Below are 20,222 nucleotides of genomic sequence, written 5' to 3' on the forward strand. Positions count from 1 at the left end.
CATCAGATGTTGACATATCAAGTTTTTGCTTCTATCGTCCTGACGAAGTTCGTTAATCAGCAGGTGCAGCATTGCGTGGAGATATTCCCCCACTTTCGCCCATCAAAGTGAAAAGCCTCCGGGATCATGTGCATGATAATTTGCGTGAGGCGATTATTTCTGGGCGTTTGAAGTCGGGGGAAAGGTTGAATGAGCGGCAATTGGCGGCTGACCTTGGCATCAGCACGAGTCCTCTCAAGGAGGCGTTGCGGCAGCTTGAGGGGGAAGGGCTGGTCAGGACCGAAGCGCGGCGCGGAACGTTCGTTTCGTTTAATGCGCGGCAGGCTGAGGAAATGACTCTGGCACGCGCGGCGCTTGAAAGCATCATTGCACGTCAGGCGGCCAAGCATGGATGTGAAGAGGATTTCGATTTTCTTCGTTCGGTCATCAAGGAGATGTGTGCGGCGGTGGAGGCCGGTAACGTCACCCTGCTGATCGAGCTCAACGAAAAATTTCATGAGGGTATTCACGAAGCGTCGGGATGCGAATATCTGCGGCGGCTGCAAAATGCGCAACGCATGTACGATCATGCAGCGCGGGTTACGGTATTGTCGCGCGAAGACGTTCGCCGGCAGTCCTTTAGGGAGCATGAGGCGATCATGAAAGCGGTGGTCGCCAGGAATGGGGATCTGGCTGAACGATTGATGCGCGAGCATATCGTGAAAGCCGGAGATACGCATATCGAACTGGTCTTCTGACCGGTATCTGGGAGGAAATGATGGATTTGGTGGCTTACCGCAAGATATTGCGGGGCATTTCGGGCGTGCATGCGACTGCTTATGATGCCGATGGCGGGATTGATGCTGGCCTGACGGGGAGTATTGTCGGGCGTATTGCTGGGGCTGGCGTGCATAATATTGTCACAGGTGGCAATACCGGCGAGTTTTACAGCATGAGCGTGGAAGAGGTGATCCGCCTTCAAGCAATCGCCATCAAGGCGGTCGATGGCCGAGCTGCGGTTACTGCCGCCGCCGGACGCTCGATACGCGACGCCATCGAAATTTCCAAGGCGGCAAGTGCTGAAGGCGCGAATGGTGTGATGGTTCATCACCCGCTCGATCCGTTTGCAGCACCGCATGCGCAGGTCGATTATTTCATCGCGATCGCCGAGGCGATCGACGTGCCTGTCGTTGCCTATATCCGTTCCGATCTGGTTCCACTCGACGACATGGTGCGCCTTGCCACCCATCCCAATGTTGCGGGCGTCAAATTCGCGTCGCAGAACGCCATGCTGTTTTTTGAGTGTTGCCGCGCCACCAAGGGCAGCGAGGCGACATGGATCTGTGGTCTGGCAGAAAGCTGGGCGCTGCCTTTCTATGCGCTGGGCGGGCGCGGTTTCACCTCAGGTCTGGTCAATGTGGCTCCCCAACGCTCGCTTGCGGTGTGGAATGCGCTTGAAGCCGGAGATTACGCTCGCGCGCGGGCCGTGGTGGAGAGTATCGCCGATTTTGAAGCCATGCGTACCAAATACCGCAATGGCGCGAATGTCACGGTGGTGAAGGAAGCATTGCAAATTCAAGGCTTTGCGGTGGGCGATGTACGGCTTCCCGGTTTGCCGCGGCTTGAACCGCAGGATCGCGCAGCCCTTCAGAAGATCATCGCAGGATGGGAGAGCGATGCAATTGCCTGACAAGTAGAGCCGGTCTATCCCGACAGGAGGAAGCGGAGCATGCCGGATAACCAGAATGGAGGAGAACATGAATAAAGGAATTTCACGCCGCACGTTCATGGCGGGGGTTGGCGTTGCTGCGGGTGCGGGCGTTGTGCTGCCCAAGGGCGCTGCATGGGCGCAATCGGCCAAGCTGCCATCGTCGCCGGTGGCGCTGAACGTGATCGATGCGGCGGGCAACCTTGCTCTGACGCAGCCGATTTTCGACAATTTCGCCGCAGAGCAAGCTGCGCTGGTTTCGCGCTTTACCTTCAACAAGGCCCCTGCGCCGGAACTGCCGGGCAAGATCAAGGCGCAGCAACGCGCTAGTCGCATCGATATCGATATGGTGATCGTTGGGCCCGATGCGTTGTCGGCGGGACTTGCTGATGATATCTGGACCGATATTATCGCGCTGCCAGACAATGGTCTGCCGAAATTGCAGGATATTTATCTCGACCCTGCCTGGCGTATGCAGGAAATGTCACAGGGTAAAGGCGTCGTCGTTTCTTACTATCCGTCCGGCCCGCTGCTCGAATACCATCCCGACAAGGTGAAGACCCCGCCCAAGACAGCGGAAGATCTTCTGGCCTGGGCCAAGGAAAATCCCAATAAGTTCATCTATGCGCGTCCTGCGAATTCTGGGCCGGGCCGCACCTTCCTGATGGGGCTACCCTATCTTCTGGGCGATAGCGACCCCAAAGATCCGGTGAATGGCTGGGAAAAGACCTGGGCCTATCTCAAGGAGCTGCACAAGAACATCGAATATTATCCGGCTGGAACCGGGGCTTTGATGAAGGAACTGGGCGAAGGCACGCGCGACATGACCGTGACCACCACGGGATGGGATATCAATCCGCGTGCGCTTGGCGTGGTGCCCAAGGAAATGGGCGTGAGCAAGCTCGACGGGTTCCACTGGGTTTGCGATGCGCATTATTTTGCAATTCCCAAGGGTGTATCGGAAGAAAAACTCGCCGTTCTGATGGAATTCATTAAATTCGCGCTCAAACCGGATCAGCAGGCCTATTCCTATGATGCGGGTTATTTTTATCCGGGGCCGGCGGTCAAGGATGTGACCATCGACATGGCCCCAAAGGAGAGCCAGGACGTCATCGCGGAATTCGGGCGTCCCGAATATGGCGACTGGATTGCCAACAATCCCATCGAACTGCCGCTTGAGCCGGAGGCTCTTGTGGCCGCATTCCGCCGCTGGGACGAAGACGTCGCGGCAAGTTGAATGTAGCTTTCCATGGCGGATGCTTGTGCGCCCGCCATGGATGCCAGGGGTAGGGTTTTTTACGCTATCTATTTGTTTTTACGCATAATCTTTTGCGGATTATGTTCCAGCCAACCCATTCATGGTGTTTGCGTCAATGTCATTTCAAGAACTCCGGCTCGATCGAATGAGCCGTTCATTCGGAACTTTCAATGCCCTGAAGGATATCAGCCTTACGATCAGGCAGGGGGAGTTCATTGCGCTTCTGGGGCCTTCCGGCTGTGGTAAATCCACCGCTCTCAATTGTATTGCAGGTCTTCTGGGTACGACGGGCGGCGGCATCTATATTGATGATCGGCGCGTGGATCAGCTCAAGCCCGAAGACCGCGGCTTCGGGATGGTGTTTCAGAATTATGCGCTGTTTCCGCATATGAACGTACTGCAAAATGTCGGCTTCGGCCTGAAAATGCGCGGCTTGTCGAAAGGTGAAATTGAGAAGCGTGCGCGGGCCGCATTGGCGTTGGTGCGCTTGCAGGGACAGGAAGAAAAACTCCCCGGCCAGCTTTCGGGCGGCCAGCAGCAGCGCGTGGCGATTGCGCGCGCGATTGTCATCGAACCGCCGCTGGTTCTCATGGATGAACCACTTTCCAATCTCGATGCCAAGCTGCGCCTTGAAATGCGTGCCGAAATCCGCCGTATTCATAACCAGCTCGGTTCTACGACGATTTATGTCACGCACGACCAGGACGAGGCGCTGTCGCTGGCCGACCGTATCGTGGTGCTGCGCGATGGGCAAATCCGTCAAGTCGGCACGCCCTACGAGCTTTACGAACAGCCGCGCTATCTTGATGTTGCCGCCTTCATGGGCTTCCGTAACGCTATCCATGGTGATGTTCTGCGCGTCGAAGACGGTCGGACAACGATCCGGGTTGCGGGCAGTGAATTGACGGGGCGCTCGATGGATACGCTCGCGCCCGGCAGGCAAGCAGTGCTGATGGCGCGTGGCGACGATGTTGTTTCGGGTGAGAAAAGCCACAATGCGATTGAGGCAACCGTTGAGACCATCGAATATCGCGGGCGGGAATATGTCGGCATTGCCCGGACACCGGACGGAATGGAAATGGTCTTTCACAGCTTGAACGGGGTCGAGCCAGGAAGCCTGATAAAGCTTGGAATCGATGAAAATCGCGCACTGGTCTTTCCGGGTGAGGGGTGAGCCATGGCGGAAGAAACATATTCCAATATCGCCCTCAAGCCTGGCCTTCGCCAACGGCTCGCCAATCGCGGTATTGATGGCGTGACGCTGCTTCTCCTGCCTGCGCTTTTGTTCGTGGTCGGGATTTTCATCTATCCATTTCTTTATGGCCTGATCCTCTCCTTCAATCCAATCGATGGCGGGGGTGCGCTGGCCAATTACCGCAAATTCTTCTCCGATCCATATCTTTACAAAACCATCGGGGCGACGCTCTGGCTGGCGGTTCCTGTCACGCTCATCAGCGTGCTTTTTGCGGTACCTATCGCTATGCGCGTGCGGCTGATGCGCAAGCAGCGCCTGCTGACCACAATCCTCGTGCTGCCGGTGACGTTGGGAACGGTGCTGATCGCCGAGGGCTTGCTCAACTATCTCGGACCGCAGGGCTGGTTCAGCCGCAGCCTTATGGGCATCGGCCTGATCGACGACCCGCTCAAGCTCACCAATAATTACTGGGGTGTGTTCGCCTCGCTGGTGATCACGGTTTTCCCCTTCACCTTCCTTCTCACGCTGTCCTATGTGACGGGCATCGACCCTGCGCTGGAGCGTGCCGCCGCAACCCATGGCGCAAGTAGCTGGCAGCGCTTTCGCCATGTCATGCTGCCGCTTTTGGTGCCGGGACTTGTGGTGGCGTCCTGCCTGACCTTCGTGCAGGCTTTCGCGGTCTTTCCCTCCGCCGTGCTTCTGGGCGCGCCTTCGGGGCCGACGCGCGTGATTTCAATTGCTGCCGCACAGGCTGCCTTCGAGCAATATGACGACTCCATGGCTTCCTCGATCGCCATGATCATGGCCGCTGTGCAGTTGCTTGTGGTGGGGGCGCTGCTCGGCGTGCGAACACTCTTTTATCGCGGTGCGACCGCTGGCGGGAAAGGATAATCCATGGTCCGCGACACATCCGCTCTTTCCAAACTCTGGATCACCCTCGTCTGGCTTGTTACCGGCTTCTTCGTTCTCAATGTACTGGCCGTCATCGTGGCCGTGGTGGTTTCGAGCTTTGGTACACGCTGGCTCGGTACCTGGTTTCCAGATGGATTCACGACACGCTGGTATGCCGCCGCCTGGGCCGAATTCCAGCTTTACCAGGTTCTTCTGGTGACGTTCCAGATCGTTTTCGCCGTGGTTATCCTATCGGGGTTTCTGGGGGTTACCGCTGCCTACGCCATGGCACGGCGCGATTTTGTCGGCAAGAAACTCGTGCTGCTCATCTTCCTTCTGCCGCTTCTGGTACCGCCGATCACGTTCGGCATTCCGCTGGCAACCGTGCTTTACAAGTTCGGGGTGGGGGGTACGTTCTGGGGCGTGGTTCTTGCCAATCTGGTTCCGACGGTGCCTTTCGTCATCCTCGTGATGATCCCTTTCATCGAACAGGTAGATCCCAAGGTGGAAGCGGCAGCGCGCGTCTTCGGGGCGGGCACCTTCAAGCTGTTCATCCATGTGCTGCTGCCCATGCTTCTGCCGGGTATTCTTGCCTCCATGCTGCTGGTGCTGGTGCGCACGGTCGCCATGTTTGAGCTGACCTTCCTGACCGCAGGCCCCACATCGCAGACGCTCGTGGTGGCACTGTATTATTCGGTTTTCGCGGCCGGGGTGCGCTCGGTTCAATCCATCGACGCCATGGCGGTGATCTATATGGTCACATCGCTGGTATGGCTTCTGCTTGCGCTTCGCTTCGTCAATCCGACGCAAATTGTGGCTCGCAATCGTCAACCTTCCGCACATTGAGATGGGTCATATAATGAAGATCACAGCCATTGAAACGGTGCAATTGCCGCATCTGGGTAATATATTATGGGTGCGCGTCCATACGGATGAAGGCATTATCGGACTGGGCGAAACCTTTCGCGGGGCGAATGCCGTCGCGGCCTATATCCATAGTGATATTGCGCCGCAACTGATTGGTCAGAACCCGCTGGAGATCGACCGTATCTCGAAACTCCTGCTGGAGCCTTATGTCGGCTTTCGCTCGTCGGGAGTGGAAATTCGCGCAGCGTCAGCTATCGATATCGCCCTGTGGGATATCTTCGGAAAACTGACTGGACAGCCGATCCATCAATTGCTGGGCGGGCTCTCGCGCCCTTCGATCCGCACCTATAATACCTGCGCCGGCTATACTTATAACAAGAGCGGCGCGCGCCGTTATATCGGTGATCAGGATGACGCCGCTGAAGGGCCTTACGAGGACCAACTGGCCTTCCATCGCGATGCGGGTGCGCTGGCCAAAAGCCTGCTATCGGAAGGCATTCTGGCGATGAAAATATGGCCATTCGATCCTTTTGCGGTCGCAAATGGCGGCAATTTCATTCATGCAACCGATCTCGACAAGGCGCTCACGCCCTTCCGCCAGATTCGTGACGCCGTTGGCGACCAGATGGAGATCATGGTCGAATTCCATTCTATGTGGGATCTGACTTCGGCGCTCGCCATCGCCCGTGAACTCAAAGCCTTTCGCCCGTTCTGGGCGGAAGACCCGATCAAGATGACCAATCCGCAGGCGCTCGCCGTTTATGCGCAGCAATCGGGCATTCCGGTCTGCGCCAGTGAGACGATGGCGACTCGCGCGCAGTTTCTCGATGTACTGCGGGCAGATGCATCCGATTATGTCATGCTGGATATTTCATGGTGCGGCGGGCTTTCCGAAGCCAAGAAGATAGCCACCATGGCGGAAACCTTCCAGCGGCCGATTGCTCCGCATGATTGCACCGGGCCGGTGGTTTTTGCGGCGTCCATTCATCTGTCGCTCAATGCGCCCAACGCGATTTATCAGGAATCCGTGCGCGCCTATTATAGTTCTTGGTACCGCGATCTGGTGACGGTGATGCCGCGTATCGAAAATGGCGTGATCTATCCTTTTGAAGGTGCGGGACTGGGGCTGGAATTGTCGGATTTCGTCCTCGACCATCCAGAGGTTGTCCGTCGTACTACGGAGGCCGTATGATGGGGCCGTTTCGCTGTATAGCTGATTTGCGCGGGCAATTGATGGAAAGCCCGATTTGGGATGACAAGCGAGAAACGCTTTTCGCCTGCGATATTCAGGGCCGGAAAATCCATGAAATCGATCTTGATCATGGGCCATTGCGCGAATGGGCCTTCGAGGCAGAGGTGGCGTCCTTAGGGCTTGCGGAAAGCGGTAGGCTGGTGGTGGCGTTAGCCCGTCAGGTCATTGTGTTCGACCCTGAAGCTGAAACACGCGAAACACTCTGGAATGGCTATGACGAGCCGCAGACCTCGCGTCTCAATGACGGCAAGGTCGGTCCGGACGGGGCTTTCTGGGTCGGCAGCATGGATGGACGGCCTGTGCGTGAACCCATATCGAAGCTTTATCGTGTGACAGCCGATGGCCATGCGGAAATAAAGGCACAGGGTTGCGAAGTATCCAACGGACTGGCGTGGACGTCTGACGGCGCGACCCTGTTCCACAGTGATTCACGCGGACCATGGATCGACCGCTATGATTTCGATGTGGCGGATGGGGAGATTTCGGGCCGCACACGTATCTGCACCCTCGACGAGGCAAGCGGCAGGCCGGACGGAGGCGCGTGCGACGCGCAAGGCGGTTACTGGAGCGCGGGCGTTTCGGCGGGTTTCCTCAATCACTTTGATCGGGGAGGGCGGTTGCTTGGGCGTTTCCCTGTGCCGGTTCCCGCGCCCACCATGCCGTGTTTCTGTGGTCCTGATCTGACACTTATAGCCATTACATCGCATCGACTGGTGGCGCAGGATGCGCTCGATGCAGCGCCGCAATCGGGCGGGGTGCATCTGGCGCAAGCGCCGGTCGCCGGGGCGAAAATAGCGCGGATGAGGGGAGTTTGACGCAATGAAACATCTGCTTCTCACCGGCGCTTCCGGCAATCTGGGCCGCATGTTGGCACCAAGACTGGCGCAGGCGGGTTATCGCTTGCGCCTCTCGGATATTGCGCCCTTTCCTGATGAATTGCCGGAAGGGGCTGAATTCATTCAAGCGGATCTGAGCGACGCCACAGCGGCTGTCGGTCTGGTGCGCGGAACCGATGCGGTGCTGCATTTTGGCGGAATCAGCATCGAGAAGCCATATGATCAGATCGTCAGCGCCAATATTCTTGGTGTCACGCATATTTTCGAGGCTGCGCGTGCACAAAAACAGCGGATTGTTTTTGCCAGTTCCAATCACACGATCGGTTTTTACCGGCGCGACGAAGTGCTTGCTGTCGATGATCCGCTTCGACCCGATGGCTATTACGGCATCTCCAAGGCCTATGGCGAATTGCTCGGCAGCATGATGTTCGACAAGCACGGCATTGAAAGTGTGCATATGCGGATCGGCTCCTGCCTGCCGCGCCCGACCGAGACGCGGCATCTGGCGACATGGCTGTCGCATGATGATCTGGTGCGGCTTCTGGTGGCGGCGGTCGAGGCCCCCGAAACGGGCTTTGCCATCGTCTGGGGCATATCGGCCAATGCTGGCCGCTGGTGGGTGAAGGATGATGCCGCGCGTATCGGTTATGAACCGCAGGATGACGCATCGCTGTTTGGCGCGCTGGCAGAAACCGGTGATCCGGTGTCGCGGCGGTTTCAGGGCGGGACATTCACGGCGCAGGATTATTCGCGCGAGGATTGATGCCTGTGAGCGGTGAGTTTTCGGGAAGGCATGCACATGATAAGAAAGACTTATAAGGATCTGCGTTCGGCGCGCTGGATGCTGCCTGACGACCAGCGCTCGTCGGGCCATCGTTCCAGAACCATGCAGATGGGTTACGACCCTGTGGATTGGGAAGGCAAACCGATCATCGCCATCATCAATACATGGTCCGATGCCCAGCCGTGCCACGCCCATTTCAAGGATCGTGTCGAATGGGTGAAGCGCGGCATTTTGCAGGCCGGCGGCTTCCCGCTGGAACTGCCAGCGCTCTCGCTTTCCGAAAGCTATGTGAAGCCCACCACCATGCTTTATCGCAACCTGCTGGCGATGGAAACAGAGGAATTGCTGCGCTCGCATCCGGTCGATGGCGCGGTGCTGATGGGCGGCTGCGACAAGACCACGCCTGCGCTTGTCATGGGTGCGATCAGCATGGGGCTGCCCTTCATCTTCCTGCCCGCAGGCCCCATGCTGCGCGGCAATTATGCGGGAAGGGTGCTTGGCTCGGGCACCGATATGTTCAAGTTCTGGGATGAGCGCCGCGCTGGCACCATCGGCAAGAAGGAATGGGAAGGCATTGAGGGTGGCATTGCGCGCAGCTACGGCCATTGCATGACCATGGGCACCGCTTCCACCATGACAGCCATAGCCGAAGCCATGGGCCTGACCTTGCCCGGCGCATCTTCGATCCCGGCCGCAGACGCCAACCATCAGCGCATGTCCACCCAATGCGGTCGACGCATTGTGGAGATGGTCTGGGAGGACCTGACGCCCGATCGCATCCTCACGCCCGTAGCGGTGAAAAACTCCGTCGTGGTCGCCATGGCCACTGGCTGCTCCACCAATGCCATTATCCATCTCATCGCCATGGCGCGCCGCGCGGGCGTTCCGCTGGAACTGGATGACCTTGACAGGATCGGGCGCACGACGCCGGTTCTGGCCAATATAAGGCCGTCCGGCAGCACCTATCTGATGGAGGATTTCTATTATGCGGGTGGGCTACGGGCGCTGATGAAACAATTGGGCGACAAGCTCGATCCAGCGGCCATCACAGTGACCGGAAAACCTCTCACCGAGGGTCTTGAAACGGTGGAGGTGTGGAATGACGATGTTATCCGCCCGCTGTCCAATCCGGTCTATCATGAAGGTTCGCTTGCGGTGCTCAAGGGCAATCTCTGTCCCGATGGCGCAGTCATCAAGCCTGCTGCCTGCGATCCAAAATTCCATCGGCATTCAGGCCCGGCACTGGTGGCGGACAGCTATCCGGACCTTAAAAAGATCATCGACGATCCTGATTATCCGCTGACGCCGGATACGGTGCTGGTGCTGCGCAATGCCGGGCCGCAGGGCGGGCCGGGAATGCCCGAATGGGGCATGATTCCCATGCCAAAAGCGCTCTTGAAGCTTGGCCTGCGCGACATGGTGCGTATTTCCGATGCGCGCATGTCGGGAACCAGTTTTGGCGCCTGTGTGCTGCATGTCACGCCCGAATCCTTTGTCGGCGGACCGCTGGCGCTGCTCAAAACCGGCGATATGGTCGAACTCGACATTTCGGCGCGCAGCCTCAACATGCTGGTCCCGGAAGAAGAACTGGCGCAAAGGCGTACAGCATGGCAGGCCCCGCAGCCCAAATATGAGCGCGGCTATGGCTTTGTCTTTTCCCGGCATATCGAGCAGGCCGACAAGGGCTGTGATTTCGATTTTCTTAAAACCGACTTTGGCCGTCCCGTAGACGAGCCGGTCATTTATTGAAAGGCGGCTTCGATGGCAGACTATATTCTCTCCGAAGAAACCCGCGCCAAGCTGAAAAATGTATCGACGGCATCGGTTGCCACAGCACTTTACAAGCGCGGCCTGCGCAACCAGTTTATTCAGGGAGCGCGGCAGGTGGCATATAAAGCGGAAAACATGGTCGGGCAGGCCTTCACGCTACGCTATATTCCAGCGCGCGAAGACCGCAACCCGCTTGCTGTCTTTCGCAATCCCGAGCATAAGCAGCGCGTTGCGATCGAAACCTGCCCGGAAGGCTGGGTTCTGGTGATGGATGCGCGCAAGGATGCGCGCGCGGCTACTGCGGGGTCTATCCTCATAACGCGGCTGGCTTTGCGCGGTGCTGCGGGCGTGGTGTCGGATGGCGGCTTTCGCGATGTCACCGGCATTGGCGAGCTTGACATGCCCGCCTATTGCGCCGGGCCGTCGGCTCCCACCAATCTTACATTGCACGAGGCCATCGACATCAATGTGCCGATTTCCTGCGGCGATGCAGCGGTGTTCCCCGGCGACGTTCTTGTCGGCGATGCCGATGGGGTCATGGTGATCCCGGCGCATTTGTGCGAGGAAATCGCCGATGAATGCCTCGGCATGGAAGATTATGAGGCGTTTGTTCTGGAGGAAATCAATCAGGGCGCGGGGATAATCGGGCTTTATCCATGCACCAAGGATGAAAACCGGCGCAAGTTTGAAAGCTGGGTCCAGAACAGGAAATAGGTGATGGCCCGTCGCAATGCCGGGCCATGCCCTGATCGGTGACTATTTCAATGCGGCTTGAAAACTGTCGTTGAGAACGTCGAGCAGGTGGTCCGCATTGGCCTTGCTGAAGATCATCGAAGGGCGCATTTTCAGGACGCTATCAAAAGGCCCTTCGGTTCCCATCAAGATGCCGCGCTGGCGTGCGCCATCGTTAATCGCTTTCGCAAGATCAGTTGCAGGTGTTTTTGTCTTGCGGTCGGTCACCAGTTCGATGCCCAGAAACAGCCCCTGTCCGCGCACATCACCGATAATGTCGTAACGGTCCTGCATTTTCCTGAAGCCGTCAATGAGATAATTGCCCACATCAAGCGCGTTCTCGCGCAGCTTGTCGCGCTCGATGGCATCGAGGACCGCCAGACCGGCAGCACATGAAACCGGGTTGCCGCCGAATGTATTGAAATATTCCATGCCATTGTTGAAGCTTTCGGCTACTTCGTGCGTCGTAACCACCGCCGACATGGGATGGCCATTGCCGATGGGCTTGCCCATGGTCACGATGTCGGGAACCACATCCTGCATTTCAAATGCCCACCAATGGCTGCCGACCCGTCCGAAGCCCACCTGCACTTCATCCGCAACGCACAGGCCGCCTTCGGCGCGCACCATGGCATAGACTTCTTCAAGATAGCCGTCGGGCAGAAATACCTGCCCCGCGACGCTGGGTATGGATTCGGCTAGGAACAGAGCAGGGGAGCGGCCCTGCTTGCGCATGGTTTCGATCTGTTCGGCGATGCTTTGCGCAAAGCGCTTTCCATATTCGTGTATCGGCCAGTCCTCAGGCGCGCGATAGCTGTCGGGGATGATGGCTTCATAGACATGATCGGGCCGTCCCTTGCCGCCCTTGCGCTTGTATTTATAGGGGCTCAGATCGATCAGTTCCTGCGTCGTGCCGTGATAGGCCCAGTCCAGAACGAGCGCCTCGCTGCGCCCGGTATGATTGCGCGCCATGCGCAGCATGAGGCTGTTTGCCTCACTGCCTGAACAGGCAAAAGAAGCCACACAAAGGCCATCGGGCAGGGTTGCGGTCAGGCGCTGCGCATAATCGATGATATTGTCGTGCAGATAGCGCGTATTGGTGTTGAGCAGGGCCGACTGGCGCGTAATTGCTTCAACGACTTGCGGATGGGCGTGGCCCAGATGGCAGACATTGTTGAAACAGTCGAGATAGGCCCGCCCGTAATTGTCAATCAGCCATACGCCGTCGCCGCGCACGAATTTGATCGGCTCGGAATAGGAAATTGACAGGTTGGGCAGCAATATTTCCTTGCGCTTGCTGATGATTTCGGCGCGCGTATGGCCCGTCTGGCGATAAGTCTCGGGCGGAATCCCGGCCAGATCCGATACGTCGGGGAAAATATCTGCCCAGACATCCAGATATTCCGCTTCGCCAACACCAAAAACCTGGGTTGCTGTAAGTTCTGTGTCCGTTGAAATTTGCAAGTGAAGATGCGGAGTCCAGCCGCCATTTTCATGGATGCCGCCCATGTGCCCAACCAGATCGCCTGCGGCAAGTTTCTGCCCCGGTGCAAGGCGCGACAGCGCTTCATGGGCCATATGGCCCCAAAGGGTGACGAAAGGCGGACAACCTTCGGGCCTGTGTTCGAGCGTGATCAGGCCGCCATAGCCAAGCGGCTCCTTCTCTATTTCAACGCTTTTCACCGTTGCGTCGAGCGGCGTATAAAGCGGTGTTCCCGCTGGCATGAAAAGATCGACGCCAAGATGATGCACGCGCCGCACACCCTCAATGAAGCGCGATTCAAAAGCCTTATCGGTATAGACAGTGCGTTTTTCGCCCCAGGGACCGATGCCAAGCTGGATATTATTGGCTTCGCAGAAACCATCCCACCAATTGGTTGCCTCCTTTGCCCGCTGCTGGGCGGAGGCGATGGTCATTTCATGCGTTTCGTCCCCATAGGGCACGATGGCCTTGGTCAGGGTCGCGGCGTCTGGATGTAGGATAGGCGCGAAAGTCTTGCGGTTATCGGCGAGCCAGGCGCGAATGGCCGACGCGCCGTCGACCGCATCGAATCCGCAGGCCTTGCGAAGGATAGCGGTGGCAAAGCGCGCATTCATTGCGTCCATTTTTTCCAGCAGACGCCACGCCGGAGCCTCGCTGATGGCGAGATAGGGGTTGTCGTCGGTCTGGTCATGCCGTGACGCGGAAATCGTAACGCTGGTCACGAGGCGCATGGCGATAAGATCGAACAGAATGTCGATCTCTTCCGGCTGCAACGGGCAGGTTTCATGAAAGCCCGATGCAAGTGATGCCGCAGCGCCAATTGGGTCCTGCATATCCAATATGGAATAGGCGCAGGCAATCGCCACTTCGGCAATCAGAACCGTATGAACCGCATCGCCGAAATCGATCAGCCCGGCAATGCGGGCAGGCTCTGCGGCGCTGACCAGCACATTCCAGTCATTGGCATCATTATGAATGACCTGCGCGCGTAGAAATGGCAGTTTTGGAGCGACATGGGCATCAAAACGGTCGAGAAACCGTTCGACCAGCGCCCTTTTGGCGCTGTCGCGAATAAAATGGAGCCGCGAGCGCGCCCGGCTCGCATGGCGAATATCCCAGTCGATATCGCGAAGCGCGCCCGGATGAATGAAGCCTTTCAATGCCTGATCGAGCCTGCCGAGCGAGCGGCCAAGATTTTGCATCAATCCGAGCGTGCGCTCGACATTGGCAAGCGGCGTTCCCGGCAGCCACTCAACCATGCGTATGGCGTGTTTGTCGCCATCGGTCGTAATGGTGGAAGCAAGAAAATTCCCTGAAACACCTGCTTTGAGCTGGGGGACGGGCAAATCGCTCGCATGCGAAAGATGCCGTAACAAAGCGGTCTGAAATTCGCTTTCGATACGCGGCTCGCTGGAATTGATGATCTTCAGCACCCATTTGGGCTGACCGTTCACATCGAGCCGGAAATTGCGGTCGCGCTCGCTGTCCAGCAGCGCGGCTTTCGCTGTCACGCCGAAAATTTCCTGTGCCAGCTTTTCAGCTTCCGTAGTCGAGAGGTTTGGTGAAGGATGGGACAGATCGGTCATGACCATATTTTCCGCATTGCATTTCATGATGGGAACTTGGCATGGTTCTGGTTTTGGGGCATCAAGCAAGATGTCGGCAAGACCGGCAAAATGCCGGAATGAACCGGCATATGGACGGTCATGCGAACAGGAACATTATGCAGAAGCTCGATGCCAAAGATCGCGAAATCCTGGCCATAGTTTCCAGAGACGGACGCATAGCGCACAAAACTCTGGCGGGGCGTATCGGGCTTTCGCGCAGCGCCACCAGCCAGCGCGTCGCCAATCTTGAGAAAAGCGGAATTATCAGGGGCTATCGCGCCGATATTGGTGAAATCGATACCAACATCATTCGCGCCGTAATTCTGATAAATCTCAAGCGGACGCCTGCTATGGAGCTTCTCGATGTACTTGCCCGGCACACCGAAGTGCGGCGCGTGTCTTCGGTAAGCGGCCAGCTTGATCTGATTGTCGAACTGGAAACGTCAACAATCGATAATCTGAACCGCGTGCGGGATTTGCTGGCGACGCATGAGAGCGTGGAGGACCTTACGACCGCCATCGTGTTGCGCCGTGATATCGACCGCGATTAGAGCGGGTTGGTAGGCATTTTCTCCAACCGGAAACAACGACTCCAGTATAATCAGAGAATTTTAAACCCGCCGGACGGCGGGTTTAAATATTTCAGTCAACATATCTGGCTTATGCCAAGGCGCTAATGCCTCGTGCTTTGATATTACCAACTGGTTTTCAATCCAATCTTCCCGCTCAGCCGGTAATTGTCACCAAAACTATCCAGTCCGCTGGCTAAAGTTGCATTGCCATAGAGGGCAAATCTGGAGTTAGCCCATTGGTGGGTTCCTCCAGCTCCGATTTCAAGCCAGGTGCGGTCGGTTTCGCCAGCTTGGAACCGGACGGAACTGACCTCGACCCCATGGGACTGCGGCAGTAGCTCGCGATAGATATTGGTGATCCCATACAGGTCTAGGCTTTCTGTTCCACCGGCATCGTCCTTCCATTCGTTTCGATAGTTTGCCGATAGTCCCGCGCGCAGCACTAGGCTATCCATGTCATTCAACCGAACAGCCGCTTGATAAGAATCTGTGAAAGAATCAAGCTGGACGGATGAATAGATAAGCTGCATTTGCGGTGTGAGAGACCAGTTTTCATCGATCTTCACGTCCTGGCCAGCTTCGATGCTAACACCATAACCGAAGGCTTTTTGCCCGGTTACAGGTGCGGTGCGGGTATCGTGCGACTCGAAATCGGTATCATACCAGGTCAGGTGCGCCTGCGTATCGACATACCATCCGGCATTGCCATACCAGGTGAGTGCGCCGCCCACACCGTAACCGTCCGTAACGACCTTACCTGCTCCATGCGGGGAACTGATACGGGCATTGTCCGCTGCATAATTCAGCCAGAGACTGCCGAACAGTTCACCCGCTTCATTGGCAACGAATTGACCATCGATGCCAGCGGAAACCTTCCAGATGTCCTGGCTGAACTTGTTTGCAGTTGTGGAGCCCGATGGTTTGAACTGGCTATGCGCCATATCGATCCGTCCCCAGATAATACCTGCATTATCCGGGCTGCCGGAACCGGACGCCTCTATTTTCCCCGATTGTGTTGTGTCAGCACCCAGTCGCTGTCCGACGCGTTCGCGTAGCGAGGTCGTCATGTTCTGATTCAGGTTGTTCAGAATCTGACCATAAGCCGTATAAAGCGGTATAGCCGGGTTGTAACGATTGGGGGGAGGCGTTGGACCAGGGGTGTCCCCGGTGTATTGGCTACGCAAATACCAATCATTATCCGACCCGCCACTCATGCCTTCATTCAAGGTATAAGCATAGGCACCGGCAATCACAGCGTGTTCGCCCTGGCGCGTTACATAATCACCGTCCAGATGGAATACGCCGCCTGCTTGGCCGCCAATGCTGATGACGCGTATGCCATCCTTGGTTTGGGCACCGGCTCCTCCCATATTGTGCACGACCACTGTGGTATTGCCAGAAGTGTCTCCGGCAATTTTCAGGTGATCGGTGGCAGAGGTGTCGTCTCCCAATGTGGTTTCGATAATGAGCGTACCGTTATCCCCTTCATAGTCTCCTGTAACCGTAAGGGTTCCTGTGGTATTGGAGCCACCCGGCATGATCGTTCCCATATTCTGGACCGCGCCGACCGTACCCGTGCCCGAAAGGACGGTATTCTCATTGATATTAAGTTGCCCGCCATGCACTAGATTGACGACCAGTTCACCTGCAAGAAGGTTTGTGGTGCCGTGAAAGTCGGGTGATGCAGTGAGGAATGTAGTGGTTCCACCACTGGTCAAATTCAAAGTGCCCGTGCCGTTAAACTGGTTTTCCAGAGCGATGTCGCCAGCCTTGTTAAAATCAAGAATGCCTTCCAGATCGACTGGCCCTGCAATATTGCCGGTTGTTCCCCCGGTGCCGACCTGAAGATGCGCGCCAGCGTCTATGGCCGTTCCGCCTTCATAGGTGTTTGCACCAGATAGGATTACTGAACCTCCAGCTATGTGCAGCTTGCCTGCACCGGAAATTTCACCGGCAAACTCTGTGTTTTGGCCATCAGAAATCGTCAGGTTTTTCGAGCCGAGCAAAACCTTTCCGGTTCCTGCTCCAGCGAGGTCCTTGATGCTTGCTTCGTCACCGTCGATATTTTCAATCGACAGCTTGGCGTTAACCGTAATCCCATCCGAAGAAGCCAATGTGCCTTGCCCAGCGAGTGCCAGCGTGCCTTCCTGAATGATTGTGCGGTCGGTGAAACTATTCTGGCCCGAGAGGGTAAGAGAACCGGTCCCGGTTTTGATGAGGCCGCCAGCGCCGCTGATAACTCCGCTCAGTTGAGAATCGTAACCTTGCGTATCGATTGTGCTGCGAGGAGAAAGCACCGATACAGCGCGTGCCGTATCGAAACTGCTATCATATTGCAGCGTACCATTCCCGATAGAAATATCGCCAGCAGCGTCACCCAGGTTCACATCGGATGACACTCTGAGCGTACCGGCCTTTATGGATGTTCCGCCCGTATAGGTGTTGGTGCCTTTCAGGACCAGAATACCAGCGTCGGCTTTTTGCAGGCGTCCGGCACCGGTTAGCTCGGAATTGATAGTTGCGAGTGTTTGAGTTGCATTGCCCGAGCCATCGCCCACGCGGATGTCATTATCGTCTGCGAGAAGCGTGATAGCGCCTCCTTCTACGATATAGCCGTCAGTGATGAACTGCATGCCCGACACATTTACCGCACCATTCGTATCGTCGACGGTAACTGTTCCAGACTGTCCTTCGAATACTGCGAATGCCCCATTGCTGTAATTGCCATTCAGCGAGGCTTCGGAATCTGTCCAGTTATTCAGCGTCCCCCCTGTCTCCCAGACGCCGGCGCCTCCATCGATAGTCCCGCCTCCAGTGCCGCCCGGATTCCAAAAGTGCAGAATCTTGTCGGCGACATAGATAAGATCAATTGAATTGGGATCCGATAGGCGCAGCGAGAAACCGGCTCCGGGGGTGGTTCCCAAAGTGGGATCGGTTCCTAGCTTGCTGCCGGCATAATCCACGAGATGATAAACACCCGCTGCCATTGGCGCTGCCGCGGCCACGTCGATTTGCGCCCCGGAAAGATCAATATTCCCACCGACATTGACGGTTATCGTATTGTGTAGAGCGTCGGACCCGTAATCATATTCGAGATGGGAATTGTTTGCGGTTAAATTTCCGATGATGTTGAGTGCATGGCTGTTCAGGCTTTCATCGACGAAACTGCGCAGTTTACCGGTTGCCGCAATATTGACCGATCCGCCGATCGTTCCTTTGCCGGCAAGAGATGCGCCGCCGGCAACATTCACCAGACCAGTAGCGGCGGTCTGGTCGCCGTCGATTTGCAACTCCCCGGCCTGCACCGTGGTGGTGCCTGTATAGGTGTTCGCCCCAGCCAGGATGGCAGTTCCTCCACCCTGTATCGTCAGATTGCCTGCGCCGCTGATGACGCCACCAAACTGGCCGGTATGAGCGCCCACGTCTATCACGCCATTTCCGGCACCAAGTTCCATCTGTCGGGAACTCGAAAAATCAGCACTCGTCTCCAGTGTTCCTCCGTCGAGCGTCAGTTTTCCGGCTGCATCTCCCAGATTAGCATCGCTGGATACATCGAGAATGCCGCCCGTTACAAATACCCCGCCGGTAAAGGTGTTGGTCCCTCTCAAAGATAGTTTGCCGGTCCCTTTTTTATTGAGCGCACCGTTGCCGGATATTGTTCCGTCAAGCCCGACATTATGTACATCGGTATCGATATTGCTGCTTGCGGAGGTAAGCGTTACCGACCGGCTTGTGGTGAAATTTCCAGCAGCCTTGAAAGTGGCGTTATCGATGGTGAGCTGCCCATTCGTATTTCCGAGATTCTCATCGCTTGCAGCAATGAGGGTTCCTGCGGCTATGTGGGTCCCGCCAGAATAGACATTCTGGCCAGTCAGGGTCAGCGTTCCGCTGCCATGTTTGTTAAGCGTTCCATTATGAGAAACAACTCCAGACAGGATGACCTGATGGGCTTGGGTATCGATCACACTATTTGCCGAATGGAGAGAGATCGGGCGTGCCAGTGTGGTGTCTGACGAAACGGCCAGATTGGCATTGCCGATAGCCAGCATACCGGCAACACCGCCAAGATTTGCATCCGAGGCTATAGACAGGGTGCCAGTTTCAATCGACGTGCCGCCGGTGTAGGTATTGGTTCCGGTAAGTGTGAGTATGCCGGTTCCGTATTTATTAAGAAGGCCCGCTCCGGATATTACGCCGCTTAAACTGATCCCGTTTACTTCGGTATCAATTGCGCTTTTTGATGTTGTAAGGCTGATGGCGCGCGCAGATGTCACGCTGGCGCCAAACTGCAAGGTGCCTTCATCAATTTTGATTGCGCCTGTCGGCGCGCCAAGATTGCTGTCGGTAACGATGTTCAGCACGCCAGAACCGATGACTGTTCCGCCGGTATAGCTATTGTTCCCCGCCAGTTTCAGTGTACCCGGATCGGTCTTCTCCAATTGGCCGTCACCGGCAAGATTCGAAGCGATTGTAGCCGTTATACTGGAATCTGGCGTTCCATCGCCTACCCGGAAATGGTTGGTACCCGCAGCGAGCGTAATGGTCCCATTCTGGATAATGTAGCCATTCGTCGCGAACTGCATGCCTGTTACATCTATGGCCCCATTCGTATTATCGACGGAAACCGTCCCTGCGGTTCCTTCAAAAACAGCGAAGCTGTTGTCGCTGAATGCGCCATTCGATGCTCCGTCATCGGAAGTCCAGTTGTTGAGGGTGCCGCCCGCCTGCCAGACACCGGTTCCGCCACTGATGTGTCCGTCATCGTGATCAGTGGCATCCCAGAAGCGCAGTTCAAGTCCGGCGGTACTTATCAATTCGATTAGGTCTGGGTCATTCGGATCGGTGCCATCCGTCACCTTGAGCTTTAACTTTCCCCCATTATCATCGCCAAGAACCAGGCCCGTTGCAGCGACAGTCCCATCATATTTGACCAGGTGGTATTTGCCTGCGGCTAAAGGCGCATCGGAATTGATGTTGATCGTCGCTCCGGTAACATCAACATCGCCATGAACCGTCACAAGCAGCGCATTCTCTACCCTGCTGCCTCCGGAACCGCCAAAATCGTAGTTCAGGCTGGCTTGCTGCCCCGTCAGATTGCCGCCGACGGTCAGCGCATGCCCGGTTCCATTTTGCATATAGCTGCGCAAAATACCGTTCGATGCAATTACAACATTGCCGCCGACAGTGCCGCTACCGCCAAAAGTGGCGCCTGCTGCTACGCTTACCTGACCGGTTGCTGCCGATTGATAGAGCTGGCTCGGGAAATTTGAACAGGGGGATAAGTGGAA

At 56.5% G+C, this 20,222-nt stretch carries 14 protein-coding genes; 12 read left to right on the forward strand and 2 right to left on the reverse strand.

What is annotated here, in order from left to right:
• Nucleotides 1-128 precede the first annotated feature (128 nt).
• From KUG47_RS16110 to KUG47_RS16160, 11 genes are all read left to right on the forward strand, one after another.
• Entirely contained in the window at nucleotides 129-737 is a 609-nt protein-coding gene (locus tag KUG47_RS16110; protein WP_217679014.1) for a GntR family transcriptional regulator, read from the forward strand.
• Between the two features lie 20 nt (nucleotides 738-757).
• Nucleotides 758-1,669 (forward strand): dihydrodipicolinate synthase family protein, encoded by a 912-nt coding sequence (locus KUG47_RS16115; RefSeq protein ID WP_217679015.1) that lies wholly within the window; start codon nucleotides 758-760, stop codon nucleotides 1,667-1,669.
• A 67-nt stretch (nucleotides 1,670-1,736) separates the two neighbouring features.
• A complete protein-coding gene (locus tag KUG47_RS16120) occupies nucleotides 1,737-2,924 on the forward strand; it encodes an extracellular solute-binding protein (RefSeq protein ID WP_217678993.1) in 1,188 nt (395 codons plus the stop codon).
• Nucleotides 2,925-3,045: 121 nt separating this feature from the next.
• Nucleotides 3,046-4,119, forward strand: coding sequence for an ABC transporter ATP-binding protein (locus KUG47_RS16125; RefSeq protein WP_217678994.1), 1,074 nt, complete (start codon nucleotides 3,046-3,048; stop codon nucleotides 4,117-4,119).
• Nucleotides 4,120-4,122: 3 nt separating this feature from the next.
• Nucleotides 4,123-5,031: an ABC transporter permease gene (locus KUG47_RS16130; RefSeq protein WP_217678995.1), complete on the forward strand. Its 909-nt coding sequence runs from the start codon at nucleotides 4,123-4,125 to the stop codon at nucleotides 5,029-5,031.
• Between the two features lie 3 nt (nucleotides 5,032-5,034).
• The gene (locus tag KUG47_RS16135) at nucleotides 5,035-5,877 is read left to right on the forward strand and encodes an ABC transporter permease (RefSeq protein ID WP_217678996.1); all 843 of its coding nucleotides are present in this window, start codon (nucleotides 5,035-5,037) and stop codon (nucleotides 5,875-5,877) included.
• Nucleotides 5,878-5,890: 13 nt separating this feature from the next.
• Nucleotides 5,891-7,090 carry a mandelate racemase/muconate lactonizing enzyme family protein gene (locus tag KUG47_RS16140; RefSeq protein ID WP_217678997.1) on the forward strand — a complete coding sequence of 400 codons (1,200 nt, stop codon included), beginning with the start codon at nucleotides 5,891-5,893 and terminating at the stop codon, nucleotides 7,088-7,090.
• On the forward strand, nucleotides 7,087-7,965 hold the full coding sequence (locus KUG47_RS16145) for an SMP-30/gluconolactonase/LRE family protein (RefSeq protein WP_217678998.1): 879 nt from the start codon (nucleotides 7,087-7,089) through the stop codon (nucleotides 7,963-7,965). The genes KUG47_RS16140 and KUG47_RS16145 overlap by 4 nt, the downstream gene beginning before the upstream one ends.
• Before the next feature lie 4 nt (nucleotides 7,966-7,969).
• Complete coding sequence (locus tag KUG47_RS16150) at nucleotides 7,970-8,749, forward strand: NAD-dependent epimerase/dehydratase family protein (RefSeq protein ID WP_217678999.1); 780 nt, start codon at nucleotides 7,970-7,972, stop codon at nucleotides 8,747-8,749.
• A 36-nt stretch (nucleotides 8,750-8,785) separates the two neighbouring features.
• Nucleotides 8,786-10,519 (forward strand): L-arabinonate dehydratase, encoded by a 1,734-nt coding sequence (araD, locus tag KUG47_RS16155; RefSeq protein WP_217679000.1) that lies wholly within the window; start codon nucleotides 8,786-8,788, stop codon nucleotides 10,517-10,519.
• Between the two features lie 12 nt (nucleotides 10,520-10,531).
• A complete protein-coding gene (locus KUG47_RS16160; protein ID WP_217679001.1) occupies nucleotides 10,532-11,254 on the forward strand; it encodes a ribonuclease activity regulator RraA in 723 nt (240 codons plus the stop codon).
• 42 nt (nucleotides 11,255-11,296) lie between these two features.
• Here the strand turns inward: KUG47_RS16160 and KUG47_RS16165 are convergent, their stop codons facing one another.
• On the reverse strand, nucleotides 11,297-14,341 hold the full coding sequence (locus tag KUG47_RS16165) for an aminotransferase class III-fold pyridoxal phosphate-dependent enzyme (protein WP_217679002.1): 3,045 nt from the start codon (nucleotides 14,339-14,341) through the stop codon (nucleotides 11,297-11,299).
• 137 nt (nucleotides 14,342-14,478) lie between these two features.
• Between KUG47_RS16165 and KUG47_RS16170 the strand changes: the two genes are divergently transcribed.
• Nucleotides 14,479-14,913: an Lrp/AsnC family transcriptional regulator gene (locus KUG47_RS16170; RefSeq protein ID WP_217679003.1), complete on the forward strand. Its 435-nt coding sequence runs from the start codon at nucleotides 14,479-14,481 to the stop codon at nucleotides 14,911-14,913.
• A 143-nt stretch (nucleotides 14,914-15,056) separates the two neighbouring features.
• Here the strand turns inward: KUG47_RS16170 and KUG47_RS16175 are convergent.
• Nucleotides 15,057-20,222, reverse strand: a 5,166-nt coding sequence (locus KUG47_RS16175; protein ID WP_217679004.1) for an autotransporter outer membrane beta-barrel domain-containing protein, incomplete at its 5' end; no start/stop codon positions are given.

This window comes from Falsochrobactrum tianjinense (assembly GCF_019100495.1).
GTDB lineage: Bacteria > Pseudomonadota > Alphaproteobacteria > Rhizobiales > Rhizobiaceae > Brucella > Brucella tianjinense.